At 57.0% G+C, this 15,249-nt stretch carries 17 protein-coding genes and 1 pseudogene; 1 reads left to right on the top strand and 17 read right to left on the bottom strand.

The window, feature by feature from the left end:
* Nucleotides 1–4: 4 nt before the first annotated feature.
* The 9 genes from GJ633_RS18415 to GJ633_RS02385 form a co-directional block, all read right to left on the bottom strand.
* Complete coding sequence (locus GJ633_RS18415) at nt 5–535, bottom strand: hypothetical protein (RefSeq protein ID WP_156586821.1); 531 nt, start codon at nt 533–535, stop codon at nt 5–7.
* Nucleotides 532–687, bottom strand: coding sequence for a hypothetical protein (locus GJ633_RS16925; RefSeq protein WP_177213401.1), 156 nt, complete (start codon nt 685–687; stop codon nt 532–534). The genes GJ633_RS18415 and GJ633_RS16925 overlap by 4 nt, the downstream gene beginning before the upstream one ends.
* Nucleotides 687–1,373, bottom strand: coding sequence for a DUF6166 domain-containing protein (locus GJ633_RS02415; RefSeq protein ID WP_156586845.1), 687 nt, complete (start codon nt 1,371–1,373; stop codon nt 687–689). Before GJ633_RS02415 ends, GJ633_RS16925 begins: the two co-directional genes overlap by 1 nt.
* Nucleotides 1,374–1,717: 344 nt before the next feature.
* The gene (locus GJ633_RS02410) at nt 1,718–5,092 is read right to left on the bottom strand and encodes a hypothetical protein (protein ID WP_156586819.1); all 3,375 of its coding nucleotides are present in this window, start codon (nt 5,090–5,092) and stop codon (nt 1,718–1,720) included.
* Between the two features lie 26 nt (nt 5,093–5,118).
* The gene (locus tag GJ633_RS02405) at nt 5,119–5,418 is read right to left on the bottom strand and encodes a hypothetical protein (protein ID WP_156586817.1); all 300 of its coding nucleotides are present in this window, start codon (nt 5,416–5,418) and stop codon (nt 5,119–5,121) included.
* 291 nt (nt 5,419–5,709) lie between these two features.
* The gene (locus GJ633_RS17575) at nt 5,710–5,940 is read right to left on the bottom strand and encodes a hypothetical protein (protein WP_156586815.1); all 231 of its coding nucleotides are present in this window, start codon (nt 5,938–5,940) and stop codon (nt 5,710–5,712) included.
* An 85-nt stretch (nt 5,941–6,025) separates the two neighbouring features.
* Nucleotides 6,026–6,685, bottom strand: coding sequence for a helix-turn-helix domain-containing protein (locus GJ633_RS02395; protein WP_156586813.1), 660 nt, complete (start codon nt 6,683–6,685; stop codon nt 6,026–6,028).
* Between the two features lie 40 nt (nt 6,686–6,725).
* Nucleotides 6,726–7,004: a hypothetical protein gene (locus tag GJ633_RS02390; protein ID WP_156586811.1), complete on the bottom strand. Its 279-nt coding sequence runs from the start codon at nt 7,002–7,004 to the stop codon at nt 6,726–6,728.
* A gap of 19 nt (nt 7,005–7,023) precedes the next feature.
* A complete protein-coding gene (locus GJ633_RS02385; RefSeq protein ID WP_156586809.1) occupies nt 7,024–7,428 on the bottom strand; it encodes a DUF6166 domain-containing protein in 405 nt (134 codons plus the stop codon).
* A 123-nt stretch (nt 7,429–7,551) separates the two neighbouring features.
* Between GJ633_RS02385 and GJ633_RS02380 the strand changes: the two genes are divergently transcribed.
* On the top strand, nt 7,552–8,916 hold the full coding sequence (locus GJ633_RS02380; RefSeq protein WP_156586807.1) for a restriction endonuclease: 1,365 nt from the start codon (nt 7,552–7,554) through the stop codon (nt 8,914–8,916).
* A 106-nt stretch (nt 8,917–9,022) separates the two neighbouring features.
* On the opposite strand, the pseudogene GJ633_RS02375 reads toward GJ633_RS02380, so the two are convergent.
* From GJ633_RS02375 to GJ633_RS02340, 8 genes and pseudogenes are all read right to left on the bottom strand, one after another.
* Nucleotides 9,023–9,241: pseudogene (locus GJ633_RS02375) on the bottom strand (hypothetical protein); the annotation flags it as partial.
* Between the two features lie 31 nt (nt 9,242–9,272).
* The gene (locus tag GJ633_RS02370) at nt 9,273–10,343 is read right to left on the bottom strand and encodes an exonuclease SbcCD subunit D (RefSeq protein WP_156586803.1); all 1,071 of its coding nucleotides are present in this window, start codon (nt 10,341–10,343) and stop codon (nt 9,273–9,275) included.
* Between the two features lie 78 nt (nt 10,344–10,421).
* Complete coding sequence (locus GJ633_RS02365) at nt 10,422–10,817, bottom strand: hypothetical protein (protein WP_156586801.1); 396 nt, start codon at nt 10,815–10,817, stop codon at nt 10,422–10,424.
* A 77-nt stretch (nt 10,818–10,894) separates the two neighbouring features.
* Nucleotides 10,895–11,260: a hypothetical protein gene (locus GJ633_RS02360; protein ID WP_156586799.1), complete on the bottom strand. Its 366-nt coding sequence runs from the start codon at nt 11,258–11,260 to the stop codon at nt 10,895–10,897.
* A 3-nt stretch (nt 11,261–11,263) separates the two neighbouring features.
* Nucleotides 11,264–11,755, bottom strand: a complete 492-nt coding sequence (locus tag GJ633_RS02355; protein ID WP_156586843.1) for a hypothetical protein — start codon at nt 11,753–11,755, stop codon at nt 11,264–11,266.
* 106 nt (nt 11,756–11,861) lie between these two features.
* On the bottom strand, nt 11,862–12,284 hold the full coding sequence (locus GJ633_RS02350) for a hypothetical protein (protein ID WP_156586797.1): 423 nt from the start codon (nt 12,282–12,284) through the stop codon (nt 11,862–11,864).
* 121 nt (nt 12,285–12,405) lie between these two features.
* Nucleotides 12,406–14,778, bottom strand: a complete 2,373-nt coding sequence (locus tag GJ633_RS02345) for a cation-translocating P-type ATPase (RefSeq protein ID WP_197075896.1) — start codon at nt 14,776–14,778, stop codon at nt 12,406–12,408.
* Nucleotides 14,779–14,838: 60 nt separating this feature from the next.
* Nucleotides 14,839–15,249 (bottom strand): helix-turn-helix domain-containing protein (locus tag GJ633_RS02340; RefSeq protein ID WP_197431194.1); only part of this gene is annotated, 411 nt, incomplete at its 5' end.

Raw genomic sequence — 15,249 nt, 5'->3', positions numbered from 1 at the left:
TCCTTCAATCTCTCCGCCTACGGCGCACCTGTTCAGGATTCGGTACCCACGGATGAGCGTCCCAGCAGTGCAGGGCGTGCTCTTGTGCCGTGTCGAACAACGCCTCGCACGACCCACATTCGTAGGTGGTCTCGGGCCAGCGTTCTGTGACGAACATCGCCGTCACCGTCGACCTGACTGGATCTGGTGCAGCCGACCGCTGAACATAATCATAGCCGATCACTGTCCGTCGACGAAGCGCCGACTGCGCTAGCCGTTCGGGCCGGTCTGCTGGGAGATACACCCACCGGACGAACGTGTCCTCTGAGTCCTTCGCTGAGGGTTGAAGGATGAACCACCGGTTATGATTGTCATGGAAGAGATACCGTTCTGTTCCCCGATTTTGGAGATAGAGCGGATCGCCGCGCCCGACAATCACTCGCAGACCGATGGACGGGGAAATTGGGGTGAGGAGTCGCTCTTCCAGTGTGAGCGAGCGAGACTCACCGGCTGAATTCTCGGTCTCGAAGTCATCAAGCGTCGCTTTGCCAGTCATGATTCGCTGGGATTCGTCTCGTCTGTGTCTTTCCCAGCTGTTCGCTCGTGCCGGTCGTTGTATCGCTCGAGTTCTCGGCCGATGCACTCCAGCGCCGTGACAGCGCGTTCGATGAGCTGGTACGTTGCTCGCGAAAGTCGGAATTTCTCCATCAGTTGTCCTCCTCTGGCTCGACGAGGTCGTTACTCTCAGCGACGAGTGCCTGAACAGCTGAGGCAGGGTCGTTCTCGACCGGAAGTGTTCGATGGTCAAGCGGGGCGGGATACGCCCGGTCGCCCTGCGCGCAAAGTATGATCAACCACTCCTCGTTCCCTTCGGCGAGGACGACGTAGTGGTCGATATCCCGACGTTGGAAGACTGTCCGGTCTGTCCGGCTCACCGCACTCCAATTCGCCGGTAGTGACGATGACGGCGTCCCACCATCTGGCGTGAGTGCTCGGTACTCTTCGAATTCGGCGAGTGCCGCCTCGATATCCTCCCCGGTGAGGTGCCAGCAGTCGGCCGGGCCATCACACACCAGCTGACTGACCACGTCGTTGCGGAACTGGATGTAGTGTTGCTGGGCGACGGTTTCGTTGTCGGTGTAATCGAGGAGGAGCGCACAGGCGAGCTGTGCCGGTCCGCTTCCCGTATAGCCCCAGTCGAATCCCGCCGGGCTATGCCGCACGAGACCGAGACTTCGATTTGGGGAGAGGCGTTCGTGTGCGGTGAGGTTCAGGACCACTGGCGTTCCGTCGACACGCATTCCGACGTACTCAACGCAGTCTGCACTCGCCTGCCATCGCTCACTCGCATCCTGTACGACTGCTCGTGGGTCGGTAGTCGAATTCATCTCCATCGGTTGCATGCGGGCGTTCGGATTCCCCGCGCCCCTGCTGGGGGTCGAAAAACCACCACCGGCTATTAGCCCCTCAGCGTCGCTTCAAAGTTAGAATTCAGACTATTATAGTTCAGACTATAGCAATTCGGCCTTGTTGGAAGGCCTCAATTAATAGATCTCACGACGGTGCTGAATAGAGAGCATGAGTGCATCACGATGGTGTTCGGGGAGGAAAGCCAAACTCGGGATCTACTCCAACTCTGAAAAAATTGGCGTGCAGCATACATGGCGAAATACAGCATCGTGGATGTCCCTCATCGGTTATCGAGCTGGATTAGCATCACAGAAGGTACCCGGAATGGTTATAGAAATCGCTCAACCTCACGAATTTTCTGGGATATCCATCGGCGAACGTTTTGGTCCGAAGATTTCGAACGCAATCGCTGTAGTTTATCTCGACGATTTCGGAATATGTCATTCCCCCACCTTCCACCTTGTTCTATGGCGTTCAAATCCTCAACAACGTCATCGATATCCCCATAACGAATGAGTATTTCGTGAGCTAAATTCCACCATCCGTCGTGTTCCATTGGTGGCATACAACGTGCTAGTTGTGGACCACGTTCTTCCGGGTTCACATCAACCCAATCCCATAAGACAGATTCAGGAACTAACAGAATAGCAGGATCATCTGAATCTATTCCAGTTCCCGCTAACCAAGCTTCTATTCTAACTCGGCTGGAGTCGGTGTCGAATCCATCCACAACCAGCTCCCAGGCCTTCTCCGGATCTTCTTCCAATAATGGTCGTAAGACGATGTCGAGGATCTCTCGGATTCCGGCGATGCTTCCCTTCGTTCCCAATGAACCAATGATTGGACCAGCGATGTCATATCCGTTAGTTATATCTTGTTTAATTGTCATTTCTGCTAATTGTTCCCACTCGATCCAGTGCCCGCCCACGGCCACCTCAGATTCCTTATTGACGAGACTGGGGTGAGTAAGTGCCTGTATAATTAAATCTTCATTGATACTCGGAGCATCATCCCGCCTATAGAAGTCTTCCGCCAAATTGACCAATATCGCAACTGCTTCACCTGAATCTTTATCGATCAAGTAAGACCCGATCTCTAAGAACATTTCCTCAGATAATTCTCCACTTCGCGCAATAGTCTCGATCTGGCTGATCTTACGGAGTGGAATATCACCATTTTGGACAGTATCTAAAATCAGTTCAGCTGCTTCGTCCGATGGGTCTGCTCTGCGAACTAAGAAGGGGAAGAAGTTGATGAGATGTTGATCATCTATCATTCGATCAAAAACGTTCTTGGGGGCTTCCTCACAGGAATCTACCACTTCGTATAGGTAGCTTCCAAATAGCCTACACGAGGCATCTGGCTCGACCGAATGTAAACCGGATAGGAGGATGTCAATAAGTTCGAGATCGTTGTCTCGCTTTGCCAGTTCCCGACCAAGATCTCCTGTATTTTCAGAAGAGGCTTCGTGCATCCATTCTAACTCATCGGTGATGAGAGCCGGATTTTCCGTGATCTCCTCGGCAAGAGAGGCAATCCTCCTCTCGGTTATTTCTTCACGCTCTTCAGAACGATCTACCAAGTTATAGCCTGCTACGTATCGTTTAAGCTTCGTGTGGAAATCGCGGTTTGTGATCTCCTTTTCGAACTCCTCCCAAGATTCGCGGAGCTCCATCGGATATTCATCTGCGTCATAATGGACAATCCCACTTGTGGCGGAGATCACGTCGTTCGCGTCCACGTCCTTGTGGTCCAGCAAATTACGAAACGTATCCTGAATAATGGGTGTGAGGTCCTCGCTCTCAGCCAGCTTCCGGCAATTGTTCAAGAGAATATCTAGTGCCTTCTCAAAGTGCTTTTCTTGGAACCGTCCGAGGTTCCTTTCTACTAGCTTCCATACTTCTCTAAAATATTCGATTCTCTGTTCATTATTTTCGGGCACCCACAAGTCTGGTGCTGGCTTGGCACCTTGTCGGTGGGGTATTCCACCACCCCTACTGCCTCTAATTGACAATATTTGCTCGGCTGCCTCTAATCCCACCCTGTGTTTTTCGGAGTCCCTTGAAGTTAGCAAATCCTCCAAAAGTGGGTATCGATCCATTGGAGCAACCTCGGTTGGAGCGTATGGGCCATAGTGTGGCGAAAATAAATCCGCGAACAATCCTGTGGAGTTGTTTACAAATTTGTCATCATTCTCAGCCTCGGCCAACTTCTTGAGGAGTAGAGCTGCACCAAAGAAGTGCGTCTCCCAAACCGCAATCCGACGCAGGCTTTCCAGGATAGGTCTCCGTCCCCCAATATTCTCCAATTCTTCACGCTCCATCGGTCCCAAGAACCTCTCTAGTATCTCTAAAGCTTCTCCCGGAGTTACTTCGGCAAGACCTCGGAAGACTGGCCCAATGTTCGCTTTGAATCCAGAGCTCCCAAACCACTCTGTTCTGAGGAGTGTTATTGTGGACCACTCCACCGCTTGGTCTATGGTGTTGGCATAGGGAATTCTCTCAGCAAAGCTCCACAACAGCCTCGGTGGACAACTCTCATGGAATATTGAATCAAGAATCGAAGCATCCCTTTCAAGCGCAGATCCCATCAGGTAGGTTGCCAATGGAATCGTTCGCAGCGAGAGTACGTCGTCACCGCTTAGCACACCCCGATTCTTCTCATACTGAACAACTTCAGAAATGACCTCATCGGAGTAATCAGATTTCAGATTAAACGCTCGGACAATCCACTCTCGATGGCTCTCGTTATCTGACCAATTAATCCGGTCAAAGAATGCAAAGGGCGTCAAGATCCGCTTTACAGCTCTGAGCTCAGGCGCATCTTGCTCGTCCCCCACCAGTAGACGGTCAAAGATCGTCGAATCAGAGACTTCAACGACGCTCTCTTCCGTATCATCTCTGGTGTACCGCTCCGCTAAAAGCAATGCCATCTCAGGGTACCCGTCCGCAATTGTTGCGAAGCGGTCCACGGTGTGGCTTGGTACCTCTGGATACTCATTTCCTAAAATCTCTCTCAAATCATCCTTTTGCAACCGATCAATCGTCAAAGTAAGATCAGAAGCGACCTTGCTTCGGTCAGTCGAGATTGTGATCAATGCCAATCGATCGTAGGAACCGTACCTATTGTTGAAGGCCCGGTGCTGTTCTCTTGAACAGTTATCGAGGATAATGATTGCTTGCCGACTCTCATCCATCTCCAGGGTCGTCGCTAACTCGCATCCTTCAAAGTCATCTGCGTCTTCGTAGATAACCCGATTCGAAAATTGTTCGTGATTTACAGACTCGTATACTAAGCGGGTTTTCCCCAACCCAGAGGTTCCTCGGACTCTGCAAACTGGGCACTTGTCAATGTCTTCAAACTCATCTGTTCTTTTGAGAAGGGATCTTAGCTTCTCCTTGGCTTCTCTTCGATCATCGGTTTCGACAAAGGTTTCTGGAACTCGATTAGATCTCCGTTCAGACCAAGTCCCAATATCAATACCGCCCCCCTCAATAGAAGTGTATTTGAAAATGAGGCCGGGGAACTGATTGGCAAATTCGACCAATTGGTTGGTGGCGAAAAGCTGCACATTACCCTTGTCATAGCCCTTCTCACTGAGCTGGTTTTCAATCGCCGAGATGCGTTCATCCCTCTCTTCAGAGGTCAGTTGAGAGAACGTGACGAATACATAATTCCCACCAGAAGACACGACATCCTTCACATATGATTTAATCTGACCATCACTATTCAACAATTCATTTTGACAATCTGATGTTGATGCTTGCTGCCAGTTTTTATTTGGTATCCGGTTCTTCCCTCCGGAATTAGATTTGTTTTGTCAGCAGTGGTCACTTCTACCTCAAATTCATTTTCTGCCTCAGCGTCAATTCCACCATCTGACGTGTAGATATTTAGATTCACGTGGGTCTCCGATTGAATTCCCGCATCGGGCGCAGAAGCCCAGATTAGATCACGAAAGAATTTGACTGCCTGCTTCGGTTCAAATGATGAAATATCTTCATCCACCAGCTCGACCCCTTGTCTCATTGTAGATAGAAAAAAGGATTTTAAGGTATAACATTACCGCCGCGTCACTCTTCCTTTAGACCGATTCTTGTTAGATAGCGTAGAACTCGGGTTTGGTTTCTACATATTCTGCTCGGTAATCGGTTTACTGAGTGTCGAAATCAGCGTAGACCTGATTATTGGTAGCCAAGCGGCTCGATCACCTACGAGTCATCGTTATCTGGGTTCTTTACCGCGTGGAAATCTGATACGCTATCATATCCCCTCCGGGATATGGGCGACCTCGGGCATATCGCTCATTTGACCCCGCGGTCAACTATTGCAATCGCCCTGTGCGCGGATTTCGCTGGCCCGATCTTTGAGCTGGCGAAGAATCTGGATGCGCTGCTGATTCGCGTTCTCGTAGGCAACGCAGGCTCGGAGCGTCTCCATGTCGTGAATCGTCGCGATACCAGCATTGATGAGTCGGGTATTTGGCGGTTCGAGACGCTGTTCCGGTGTGAGACCGTCTGATTCGACGGATGAATTCAACGAATCGCTCATTTTTGTTCGCCTCCGCTCTCTCAAGGCGACAACAAACAGCGGCCAGGCCACTCCCAGTCAAAGAACTTCTTGTCAGAACTCCAAGTCAGCTGGGACGGTAGTTCGCGTCAGTGTCGACCTCGTCGTACATACGGTCGAGCATGTCGAGGGCTGACTGGAAGTGTGCGTAGTGCTCGTTTGCGAACGCTACGGTTTCTTGGAGGGAGATAGCGGGCCGTCCGTCGACCATCTCGGCCTCGATCTGTGCCTCCGACTGGAGGACCACCTGTATCGAACCATCGAGGTCGTCAGCGGGCTGGCGATCCTCTGCAGTCGGTATTCCGAACCGATCGAAGAACTCCGCCCAGGCGTCGAGTTCGGATTCGTGGACGGCGATGAACAGCGGATAGTCCTCTGGGTCGCGAGCGACCTGGTAGCCACCGCGGGTCCAGACGTAGACCGCATCGATGCCAGTGTATGTATACTCCATCCCCGCGAACTGCGGGAGGACATAGGCTTCTGAGATCGACGGTGGCGAGATGTTTGCTGACGCTGTCAGGAACTCGAGACCGGCGTCTCGGAGCGTCTGATCGATGAGATGAAGCCCATCATCGTACGCGACGTATCCCGCCTCCTCGAGGCGATTCACGACGCGACGGATCGTCTCCCGGTTCTCGTCGATTTTCCGCGCGACGCCTGAGATGGAATCGCCCGGGTCAAGCGCGAGGATGACCTTGAGTTCCTTCTCACCGCATACTTCGTACATCCTTTGGTTACACAATTCTGTGCAATAGTCAAAAGAAGTACTATTCGTGTGGGTCGTCTGGCTGGATCTGGCGAGTGTCCTCAGCGAGGTTGTGGATATACTCGCGGAGGATTTCCATATCCTCGCGGGCGTCTTCGAGCGTCTTACCCTTCACTTTGGCCGTGATCTTGTCTTGATCGCGGGTGCCAGTACCGCGAGTAAGTTTGACGGTGAGTGAGACGCCGACATCGCTTCGCTCGACGTACTCGGTTGGTGCCTGACGCTCACGGTTCTGCGGCGATTCTGCGTCCGTACGAGGCTGCTGGGTGTGTTCTGACATTGATTGCTCTCTGTGGTCGTTAGTTGACGGACGGTGCGACTGGATCGTCGACTATCTCACGAAGGGCTGCATCTATCTCGCGTCCGGTGAGTCGCCAGCAGCCGTCAGGTCCTGTACACTCTAGCTGGCTCACCACTTCGGTCTTGAACGCCTTGTACTCCGCAAGCGCCAACTCCTCATCATCAGTGTAATCGAGCAGGAGGGCGAGTGCGAGTTGGGCTGGCCCGCTGCCACCATATCCCCATTCGAAGCCCGAAGGACTGTGATTAGCCAGCTCGAGACTCCGCTCTGGCGTGAGCTGTTGTTGGTCCGATTGCTCCTCGACGATGGCGCGGCCTCGACGACGGTAACCGACGTAGATGACGTCGGGATCAGCCGAGGTCCGTGACTGTACGTGTGAGTGTGGGTCGCTGATTCCACTCATAGGTTGGTTCGCGGGAGGCTCGTTCGATCACCCCCGCACCCCTCTCAGGGGTTCAACAAACAGGACGGCGTAGCGTTCGGCAACGTATTTGGCAGTTGCAACGTACTGTCCACATAATTGAGGATGGCTGTACTGGACGATCTCTCGGGGTTCGAGTTCGAGGACGTGATGGAGGACGTGTTCCGGAACCTCGGCTACGAGAACGTCCGCCAGGCCGACCGCACGGCTGACGAGGGGCGCGACGTCATTATGGAGGAGGTCGTCGACGGCACCCGGCGCGCGATCATCGTGGAGTGCAAGCACACGGGGACGGTCGGGCGCCCGGTCGTCCAGAAGCTCCACTCGGCGATCGCGACGTTCGACTTCGACGGTCCGAAACGCGGGATGGTCGTCACGACCGGCCGGTTCACGAACCCTGCTCAGGAGTACGCCGACCGCCTCCAGCAGAACGACGACCCGCACCCAATCGAGTTGCTCGACGGCGAGGATCTCCGGGAGATCGCCGACGAGATCGGCCTCGACCTCTACAACGGTCGCATCGAGATTCTCTGCGACGAGACGCTCCGCCCGTACGACCCGGCCGCCGACGTCGACGCACCCGTCGAAGAGGCGTTCCGCGACGTCGAGAACATCGAGGCCGCCGACCTCCCAGACCCGCACTCATCGGTGACGTTCCGCCCGGTGGTCGCGGTCACCGCGGACACGAACGCCGTCTTCGAAACGTCGGTGGGCGTCATCCACCGGATTAACGACCGGACGCGATTCGTTGCCCACGCCGAACGCGGGCAGCCGCAGGTCGTCGACGAGGACGTCGCGACGCTGGTCACCGAGAACCTCCACGCGACGGTCGACCTCGACTCGGAGCAGTTCGCGGAGGTGTTCGACGACGTCGAGGAGAACCGGTTCGGCCAGACGCAGACCGAGTACAAGGAGTGGGCCGTCGAGCGGCTCCAGCAGCACCACACGACGACGGTGACCTACACCGGCGACAACAATGTCACCTACAACAAGACCTGCGAGCCGAACCGCTCGGACATCTCCGTCCAGTCGATCGAACCGGTGTACCTCCCCGAGGTTCGACAGACGACGGAACTCCAGGAGTACACCTACCCCTACGAGTACTACGCGGCAGGGCCGTCCAGAGTAACAGACGAGGACGGCATCCATCGGTGCGTCCACTGTGACACGAGCGGCGTCGATGAGACGTACACCTACTGTCCGAACTGCGGGGCCATCGGCTGCAACAGTCACACCAAAACGGAACGGTTGGAAGACGAGCCGGTTTGTACTGGTTGTGCGGTCACCGAACGGTTCGCGCTGAAGACGAAGTACTTCTACGACGAGGAGAACCTCGAAGCGTTCCGCGAGGAGTACGCCGCAATGCCACTCCACGAGAAGGCGATGGAGAACAAGTTACTCGCTGGAGGGAGCGTGGTCGCGACGCTGTTGCTCGTCGTCGGCCTGCTCGTCATCGGCGGCATCATTTAGACCGGTCGCGTTCTCACGCCGGCTTAGCGACCAGCTCTTCGAGCGCGTGCTCTAGGGGCTGTGGAACTGCCAAGTGGCTCGCTCGAAGGCCTCGCCGGTGGAGCCTCGAGAGCTTGTCGAGGAACACGAACGCTGCTGCCGTGTAGGACGGTCCTCTCTCGGCGTGGGTCGCATCGAGCAGTTCCTTCAGCCGGATGAGATCCTGCAGGACGCTCGTCGGGTAGCCGTCCGAGCGTCGGTATACCTGTGCGACCCGGTCCGAATCGTTTGGTTCGTCATCCTGGTCGCCTCGTTGGACGAATCGGAGTTGACTTCGTGTCGACATCAAACACCGCCGGCGCAACAACAACCAGTTCTCAGAGAGGGTGTCGTGTGATGCCGTCAATGCCGCTCTCAGTCACACGGAGGAGCCACGTTGACGGGTTGTTGTCTTCTTTCCCGCTATTGATTGGTGCTGGTGCTCCGGTAACAAGGACGGGCGTTTGGAACTCATCAAGCGTGCCCTGTTGACCGACGTGCATGTGTCCGGAGACGATGAGATCAATTTCAACGGAGGTTTGTTCAATAGCCTTCCGAAAATCTGCTCCCCTCTTTTGATGTATGTGGTACCCGTTTTCATTCCGGACAGGGTATGGAGTATCGTGGACGACCAATACATTCGCGTTTGAAAGTACTGATTGAACCGAGGCTTCGAGCGATTCGCCCGGGAAGCTATCGTGACTGTAGTCGATCCCGAATAGCGTAACGTCTGTTCCCCCTACTGATTCTCCATTCTTCGAGAGACGCTCAATCTCTGACGTATCATTAGTTGCTCCATCAACTGTTCGACGGCTAGCAGGCTCATCGTGGTTCCCGTAGATGTAGTAGAACGGAATATTGAGCTCTGAGTTGAGAGCGTCTATCACAAAGGACCGGTCTGCCCCGATGGCAACGTGATCGAAAATGTCCCCGGCGTGGACAATGGCATCAGCGTCTAGGGTATTGGCCTGATCCATTACCGCTTGGAAGCGGTTACGAGCGTCGAGATCTTTAGCACCTTTTGCTTTCTTATCACGGCGACGATGCCGATAACCGACGTGTGTGTCGCCGACAATCAAGAGACGCGTTGCGGTGTCATCGTCCGGGCCGAGTTCAGTTACTGTCAGATCCTTCGTACTGTCGAGCTGGTAGTGTCGACTTCCACCCTGTGACCAGTACCTTCCTCGGACGTCTTCCAGTTCGTACCGGTGACCTTCAGTAAGCGAAAGGGAGAGAGAATGCGTCGACCAGATTTTAAGAGAGATTGTATGTCCCTCTGCATCCTCGACTGTAACTTCAAAATCGAGTTTGTTACTGCTGGAGGGCGAGACCTCTCGAACGAGGACTGTGATCGGATTAGAAAGACGGTCATTACGAGGGAGATCATCTCGAGTAAACATCAACTTCATAGACAGATGGTAGGACCGAGTACTTAATCGATGCGAGTACTCTCTGTGACTCGGTTTTAGGTTTGCACCAGTGCTTCGCTAAGCCAAATGAGAGACCTCCGAAGGTTCCTCGATGTCGTCGAACTCACCACGTTCGACCGGCTCCCAGTCCTCATCTGGTTTCGGACTCCACCAGTCGACTTCATAGTCGCCTGGAGCACCGAGGACCTTCACCCGCGCCGATCCATCCGGAAGATCACGACGGAGCTTCTCGTCGACGTGGAGGTTCCACGTTGAGTGGGTGTCGAAGCAGGCGAGGACGGCCTCCTCGTAGCCGCGTGTCTCTCGGGATTCTTGGAGTTCGACCTGCGTGTTGCAGTTCTTGCAGAACACACCTTCGAACGGAATGTGACTGAATACCTGGTGCCCGCAGACGGGACACCAGAGGAACTCGAACAGTGCTTCGCTGTGACGGTCGATGACTTCCAGACTCATCTGTGAATCTGGCCCGATTGAGGCGGGCCACCCATCCCGGCCCAAAATAAACGTCACCGCAGATGCGCCCTTATCAATCAGCGCTCGGCGCCGTACACGATTTGCGAGGATGCTTCGTACCCACAGCTCCGACACTCGAACCAACGCTGAACCTTCGCGCCGTCAGCCGCTTTTCCGCCGATTACCACATCGCTGTTCGGACACTCGGGACAACTCAGTTCGGGCGCTGGCCGTTTCCGGAGATCGTCACGGAACGATTTCGCGTCCTTCGTCTCGTACCCCCGCGACCACACCGGGTAGCCGTCGACGAGGATTGCGCCACGCCACTTGTAGCGGTACGAATCCGGTGCTCGGTGTAAGACCGCTCGAGCGCCGGTCTCGGTATTCCGGTATGCGAGTGTGGGCGTGCGGCTCTCGCGCTTCCAATTTGTGATCCGAGACATCTGTTAGAAGTGGACGTCGGCGGGCACGATCCAGAGCTCCTCGCTCTCCTCCAGCACTCGATCCAGCTGCTCACGGTGACGGATACCGTTCGCATATTCGTTGTACAGGAAGATCGTTGGCCCGTCGTAGGCGCCGACCTGGTGGAAGGCGTGCCGAGCGAGATTTTCGTCGCGCATGATCTCCTCATCGGAAAGTTCGTCAAGTGCCTCCCTCACCCGGTCGAGGTTGCGCTCGAACTCCTCTTTCGTCGCCTCCCAGCCACGCTCAAGCAGGTCTTGGCCGTCATCGGAGTCGACGGGGGCCGCGGTCGGGAGATTACCCCATCGGGCCTTCCCCGCAACGGACGTGTCTTCCTCATCAAAAGTCACGTGGTAGTCGAAGACGGCGCCGGCGTGTGGGTCCGCGCCGACCAGGCGGTCGAACACCGTCTTTCCGGTGGCCAGTGCGTCGTCGTGGGTCGATTCTTCTACCAGAGCGTAAATCACCATGTGCATCTCGAACACCTCGAAGCGCCGACGCACCGGGAATGATTGCTCGCTCACTCCTGCTGCGCCGGCACCCATCGCCGGCGCTCAAAAAACCTGATCTAGCGGTCGATGCTTAGGACTCGTTCGCTCGGTCGACTGTGATGGTTAGATCGCCCGACGCGTAGTCGGTCTCGAAGTCGACGGTGAACGCATCCGAGTCGTACGCGGCGTGGTAGGCACGGTGTCGTTCGAGCGACCCCGTCGCCTTGAAGTGGAAGAACGCAGCTGCAGTGTAGGGCTTGCTCTGAGTCTCGACCTGCGTCTCGACAGAGGCCGGGAGCGCGATTTGTGGTGTGTCCGTGTCGATACTCGCAGTGAACGCCTTCGCTTCCTCGACGCTCGCCTGCGAATGTGCGGGCGTCTCGCCGGTGAGCACGTTTACCGGCGTCTCGGTATCGTCGGTGAACAGGACATTGTGGAAGGTGCGTGTCCCGAGGACTGCGTCGGGATCTAACTCGCAATCGTGGAATGGATCGTCGTCTGGTTTCTCGGGCATCAAATCACGAGCCCACGGTGGGGCTCAGTCCTTTCTGCCCCAGACAAACCACAACTTGTCTCGATGTAGCGGAGGTAAGTCCCGAAAAAAGAGCGTCCTGCCCGCACTTCCCGCCGCAGAATCAGGCGTCGATGATTCGATCGGGCTCAATCCGGGACAACCGCATCGCGTTCCCGGTGACGCCGAGGCTCATCCCCATATCTCCGACAACGACTGCCAGCGCAACGCTGACCAGGCCCAGCGGCACGCCTAGCGCGAGTAGGAGCTTCACGCCGAGGCTGGCCCAGATGTTTTGCCGGATCACACCGTTGGCCGTATGCGACAGATCGTACAGGTACGGGAGTTTCCCGATGTCGTCGCCCATCAACGCAATATCAGCCGTTTCGAGGGCGGTGTCGGTGCCCGCCGCGCCCATCGCGATGCCGACCTCCGCAGTGGCGAGCGCGGGGGCGTCATTGATGCCGTCGCCGACCATCGCAACCTCCCCGTACTCCGCCTGTAACTCTTCGACTGCGTCGACCTTCTCGTCGGGCAGGAGTTCGGCGCGATACTCATCGACACCGACCTGCTCGGCGATGGCGCGGGCGGTGCCCTCGTTGTCGCCGGTCAGCATCACCACGCGCTCGACGCCCAGCTCGTGCAGGCGTTCGACAGCCCGCTTCGAGGCCGGGCGAACCTCGTCGGCGATGGCGATCGCACCCAGCAGTTCCGACTCCGTCCCGACGATGACGACCGTCTTGCCCTCCCGCTCCAGCGCGGAGAGTGCATTCTCGGCAAACGCCCCGTCGTCGGACTCTGACGACTCTTCCGCTACGACGCCGCCGTCCGTCTCGCGGCGTGCTCGAGCGAGGTCGAAGCCCAGCTCCTCGAAGAGCGCGGGCTTGCCCGCATAGTACGTCTTGCCGTCGATCTCGCCCCGAATGCCCTTCCCCGTGAGGCTCTCGAAACTCGTCGCATCGGGCAGATTACCCACGCCCGTCTCCTCAGCACGGGCGAGAATGGCCGCAGCGATGGGGTGCTCACTGCGACGCTCCAGTCCGGCGGCGCGACGGAGCAGATCGTCCTCCGTGGTGTCACCGACCGGGACGACATCGGTGACGGCGAGTTCGCCCTTCGTGAGCGTCCCCGTCTTGTCGAGCGCGACGGCATCGACTTCGCCCATCGCCTCGAGGTAGTTGCCGCCCTTGATCAGGACGCCGTTCTTCGCGGCGCTCGTAATTCCCGACACCACCGAGACGGGCGTCGAGATGACGAACGCACAGGGACAGGCGATCACCAGCAGGGTGAGCCCCCGGATGAACCACGTCTGCCAGTCGCTCGCGAAGGTGAACCCGTACCCGGCCAGGTCGACCGAGATGGGGTCGGCGATGACCAGCGGCGGGATTGCGGCGGTCAGGATTGCCAGCACGACGACGAGGGGTGTGTAGTAGCCGGAGAAGCGGTCGACGAACTGCTCAGACTCGGTCTTCTTCGCCTGTGCGCCCTGGACCATCTCGATGATGCGCGAGAGCGTCGAATCGCCAGCGGTTGAGGTGACCTCTACCTCGAGGTACCCCTCTTCGTTGATCGCGCCGGCGTAGACCTCATCGCCCGTCTGCTTGTCGACGGGGACGCTCTCGCCCGTGATCGGCGACTGGTCGACTGCACTCCCGCCTTCGATAACCGTTCCGTCGAGCGGAATCTTGTCGCCGGGGCGGACGACGACGGTCTCGCCAACGTCGACCTCCTCGGCGGGAACGGTCACTTCCTCACCGTCGCGAAGGACGGTCGCCTCGTCGGGCGAGAGTTCCATCAGCTCGCGCAGGGAGTCCCGTGCCCTGTCCATCGCGTAGTCCTCGAGCAGCTCGGCGATGCTGAATAGGACGGCCAGCGTCGCCGCCTCGACGAAGTAGCCGATACCGGTCGCCGCGATGATCGCCGTTCCCATCAGCAGGTCGATGTCGAGGCTTCGGTTCTTCGCGGAGTAGTACCCGCTACGGACGACGGGGATGCCGCTGGCGGCGACGGCGCCGAGGAACAGGACATCTGCGATGTGGAGCGGGTACTCGAGGACGCTCGCCACCGTGGCGTTCTGTCCGGTGAGGAGGAACTCAAAGAGGAGGCCGAGCGTGACGAACGCCGCGCCGAGCCACGTCTTCTTCGCGCGAGGACTCGTCCAGACCTCCGATGGTGGCGCGATGTCGACGCCATCGGCCGCCTGGTTGTCCTCATCATCGCCCTCGGCGTCCGAGCCCCCGACGACCTCGTAGCCGGCGCCTTCAATCGCCTTGACTACGTCGGCTTCGCTAGTCCGATCAGGGTCGTACGTGACGTTGGCCGTGCCGGTGGTCGGCTGGAGCGTGACGTCAGTAATGCCGTCGACACGCTGGAGGCTCTTGTTCACCTTTTGGGCGCAAGAGGGACAGTCCATCTCGGGAACGGCGAGGCGGGCGGTCAGCTCACGTCGCTGTCCGCCGCCGCTCGTTCCTCCTGCTGCGTCCGGATTCTCTGTCATCACGTCACGGTAGGAGCGGGAGTTCGATATGTCTTTGTTGGAATATTCCAACTACGGCCCTCAGTGGGATGCCAGCCGTTCTTCCGCTACCCGCTCGCCGGCGACATGTTGCTTCGCCAAATGTTCTTCCGCCCGACGGAGTCGGTAGGTGAGTGTTGACCGTGGCACGTCGAGATGCTCTGCGAGTTCTCCAACATCGACCTCGCGGGGTGATTCGTAGTAGCCGTGTTCGACGGCGGCCTGGAGAGCAGCCTCTTGGGCTGGAGGCAATCCACTTGGTGTTCCGTCGCTTCCCCTAGCTGATGTTGTGTCCGCTGTGCGGAGCATCTCCATCTGGGCGCACTCCCCGACGGCGACTTTGAGAGCGTCGAAGAACGCCGCCACGTCGCCATCGCCGGAGTGGATGAGTCGCCACGTGTAGTGGCGGCCCTCGTGACGAGTCTCGAACAGCACGCCGTCGCCGAGGTGGTC

This window comes from Halorubrum sp. CBA1125 (assembly GCF_009742825.1).
Taxonomy (GTDB): domain Archaea; phylum Halobacteriota; class Halobacteria; order Halobacteriales; family Haloferacaceae; genus Halorubrum.
Note: the sequence above shows the minus strand (reverse complement) of the source record. Positions and strands in the feature narration are given on the sequence as shown.

Excerpts from the sequence above, each read along its gene's own strand:
- GJ633_RS18415 (WP_156586821.1), bottom strand. The coding sequence starts at position 535 with ATGACTGGCAAAGCGACGCTTGATGACTTCGAGACCGAGAATTCAGCC.
- GJ633_RS16925 (WP_177213401.1), bottom strand. The coding sequence starts at position 687 with ATGGAGAAATTCCGACTTTCGCGAGCAACGTACCAGCTCATCGAACGC.
- GJ633_RS02415 (WP_156586845.1), bottom strand. The coding sequence starts at position 1,373 with ATGGAGATGAATTCGACTACCGACCCACGAGCAGTCGTACAGGATGCG.
- GJ633_RS02405 (WP_156586817.1), bottom strand. The coding sequence starts at position 5,418 with ATGAGACAAGGGGTCGAGCTGGTGGATGAAGATATTTCATCATTTGAA.
- GJ633_RS17575 (WP_156586815.1), bottom strand. The coding sequence starts at position 5,940 with ATGAGCGATTCGTTGAATTCATCCGTCGAATCAGACGGTCTCACACCG.
- GJ633_RS02395 (WP_156586813.1), bottom strand. The coding sequence starts at position 6,685 with ATGTACGAAGTATGCGGTGAGAAGGAACTCAAGGTCATCCTCGCGCTT.
- GJ633_RS02390 (WP_156586811.1), bottom strand. The coding sequence starts at position 7,004 with ATGTCAGAACACACCCAGCAGCCTCGTACGGACGCAGAATCGCCGCAG.
- GJ633_RS02385 (WP_156586809.1), bottom strand. The coding sequence starts at position 7,428 with ATGAGTGGAATCAGCGACCCACACTCACACGTACAGTCACGGACCTCG.
- GJ633_RS02380 (WP_156586807.1), top strand. The coding sequence starts at position 7,552 with ATGGCTGTACTGGACGATCTCTCGGGGTTCGAGTTCGAGGACGTGATG.
- GJ633_RS02370 (WP_156586803.1), bottom strand. The coding sequence starts at position 10,343 with ATGAAGTTGATGTTTACTCGAGATGATCTCCCTCGTAATGACCGTCTT.
- GJ633_RS02365 (WP_156586801.1), bottom strand. The coding sequence starts at position 10,817 with ATGAGTCTGGAAGTCATCGACCGTCACAGCGAAGCACTGTTCGAGTTC.
- GJ633_RS02360 (WP_156586799.1), bottom strand. The coding sequence starts at position 11,260 with ATGTCTCGGATCACAAATTGGAAGCGCGAGAGCCGCACGCCCACACTC.
- GJ633_RS02355 (WP_156586843.1), bottom strand. The coding sequence starts at position 11,755 with ATGCACATGGTGATTTACGCTCTGGTAGAAGAATCGACCCACGACGAC.
- GJ633_RS02350 (WP_156586797.1), bottom strand. The coding sequence starts at position 12,284 with ATGCCCGAGAAACCAGACGACGATCCATTCCACGATTGCGAGTTAGAT.
- GJ633_RS02345 (WP_197075896.1), bottom strand. The coding sequence starts at position 14,778 with ATGACAGAGAATCCGGACGCAGCAGGAGGAACGAGCGGCGGCGGACAG.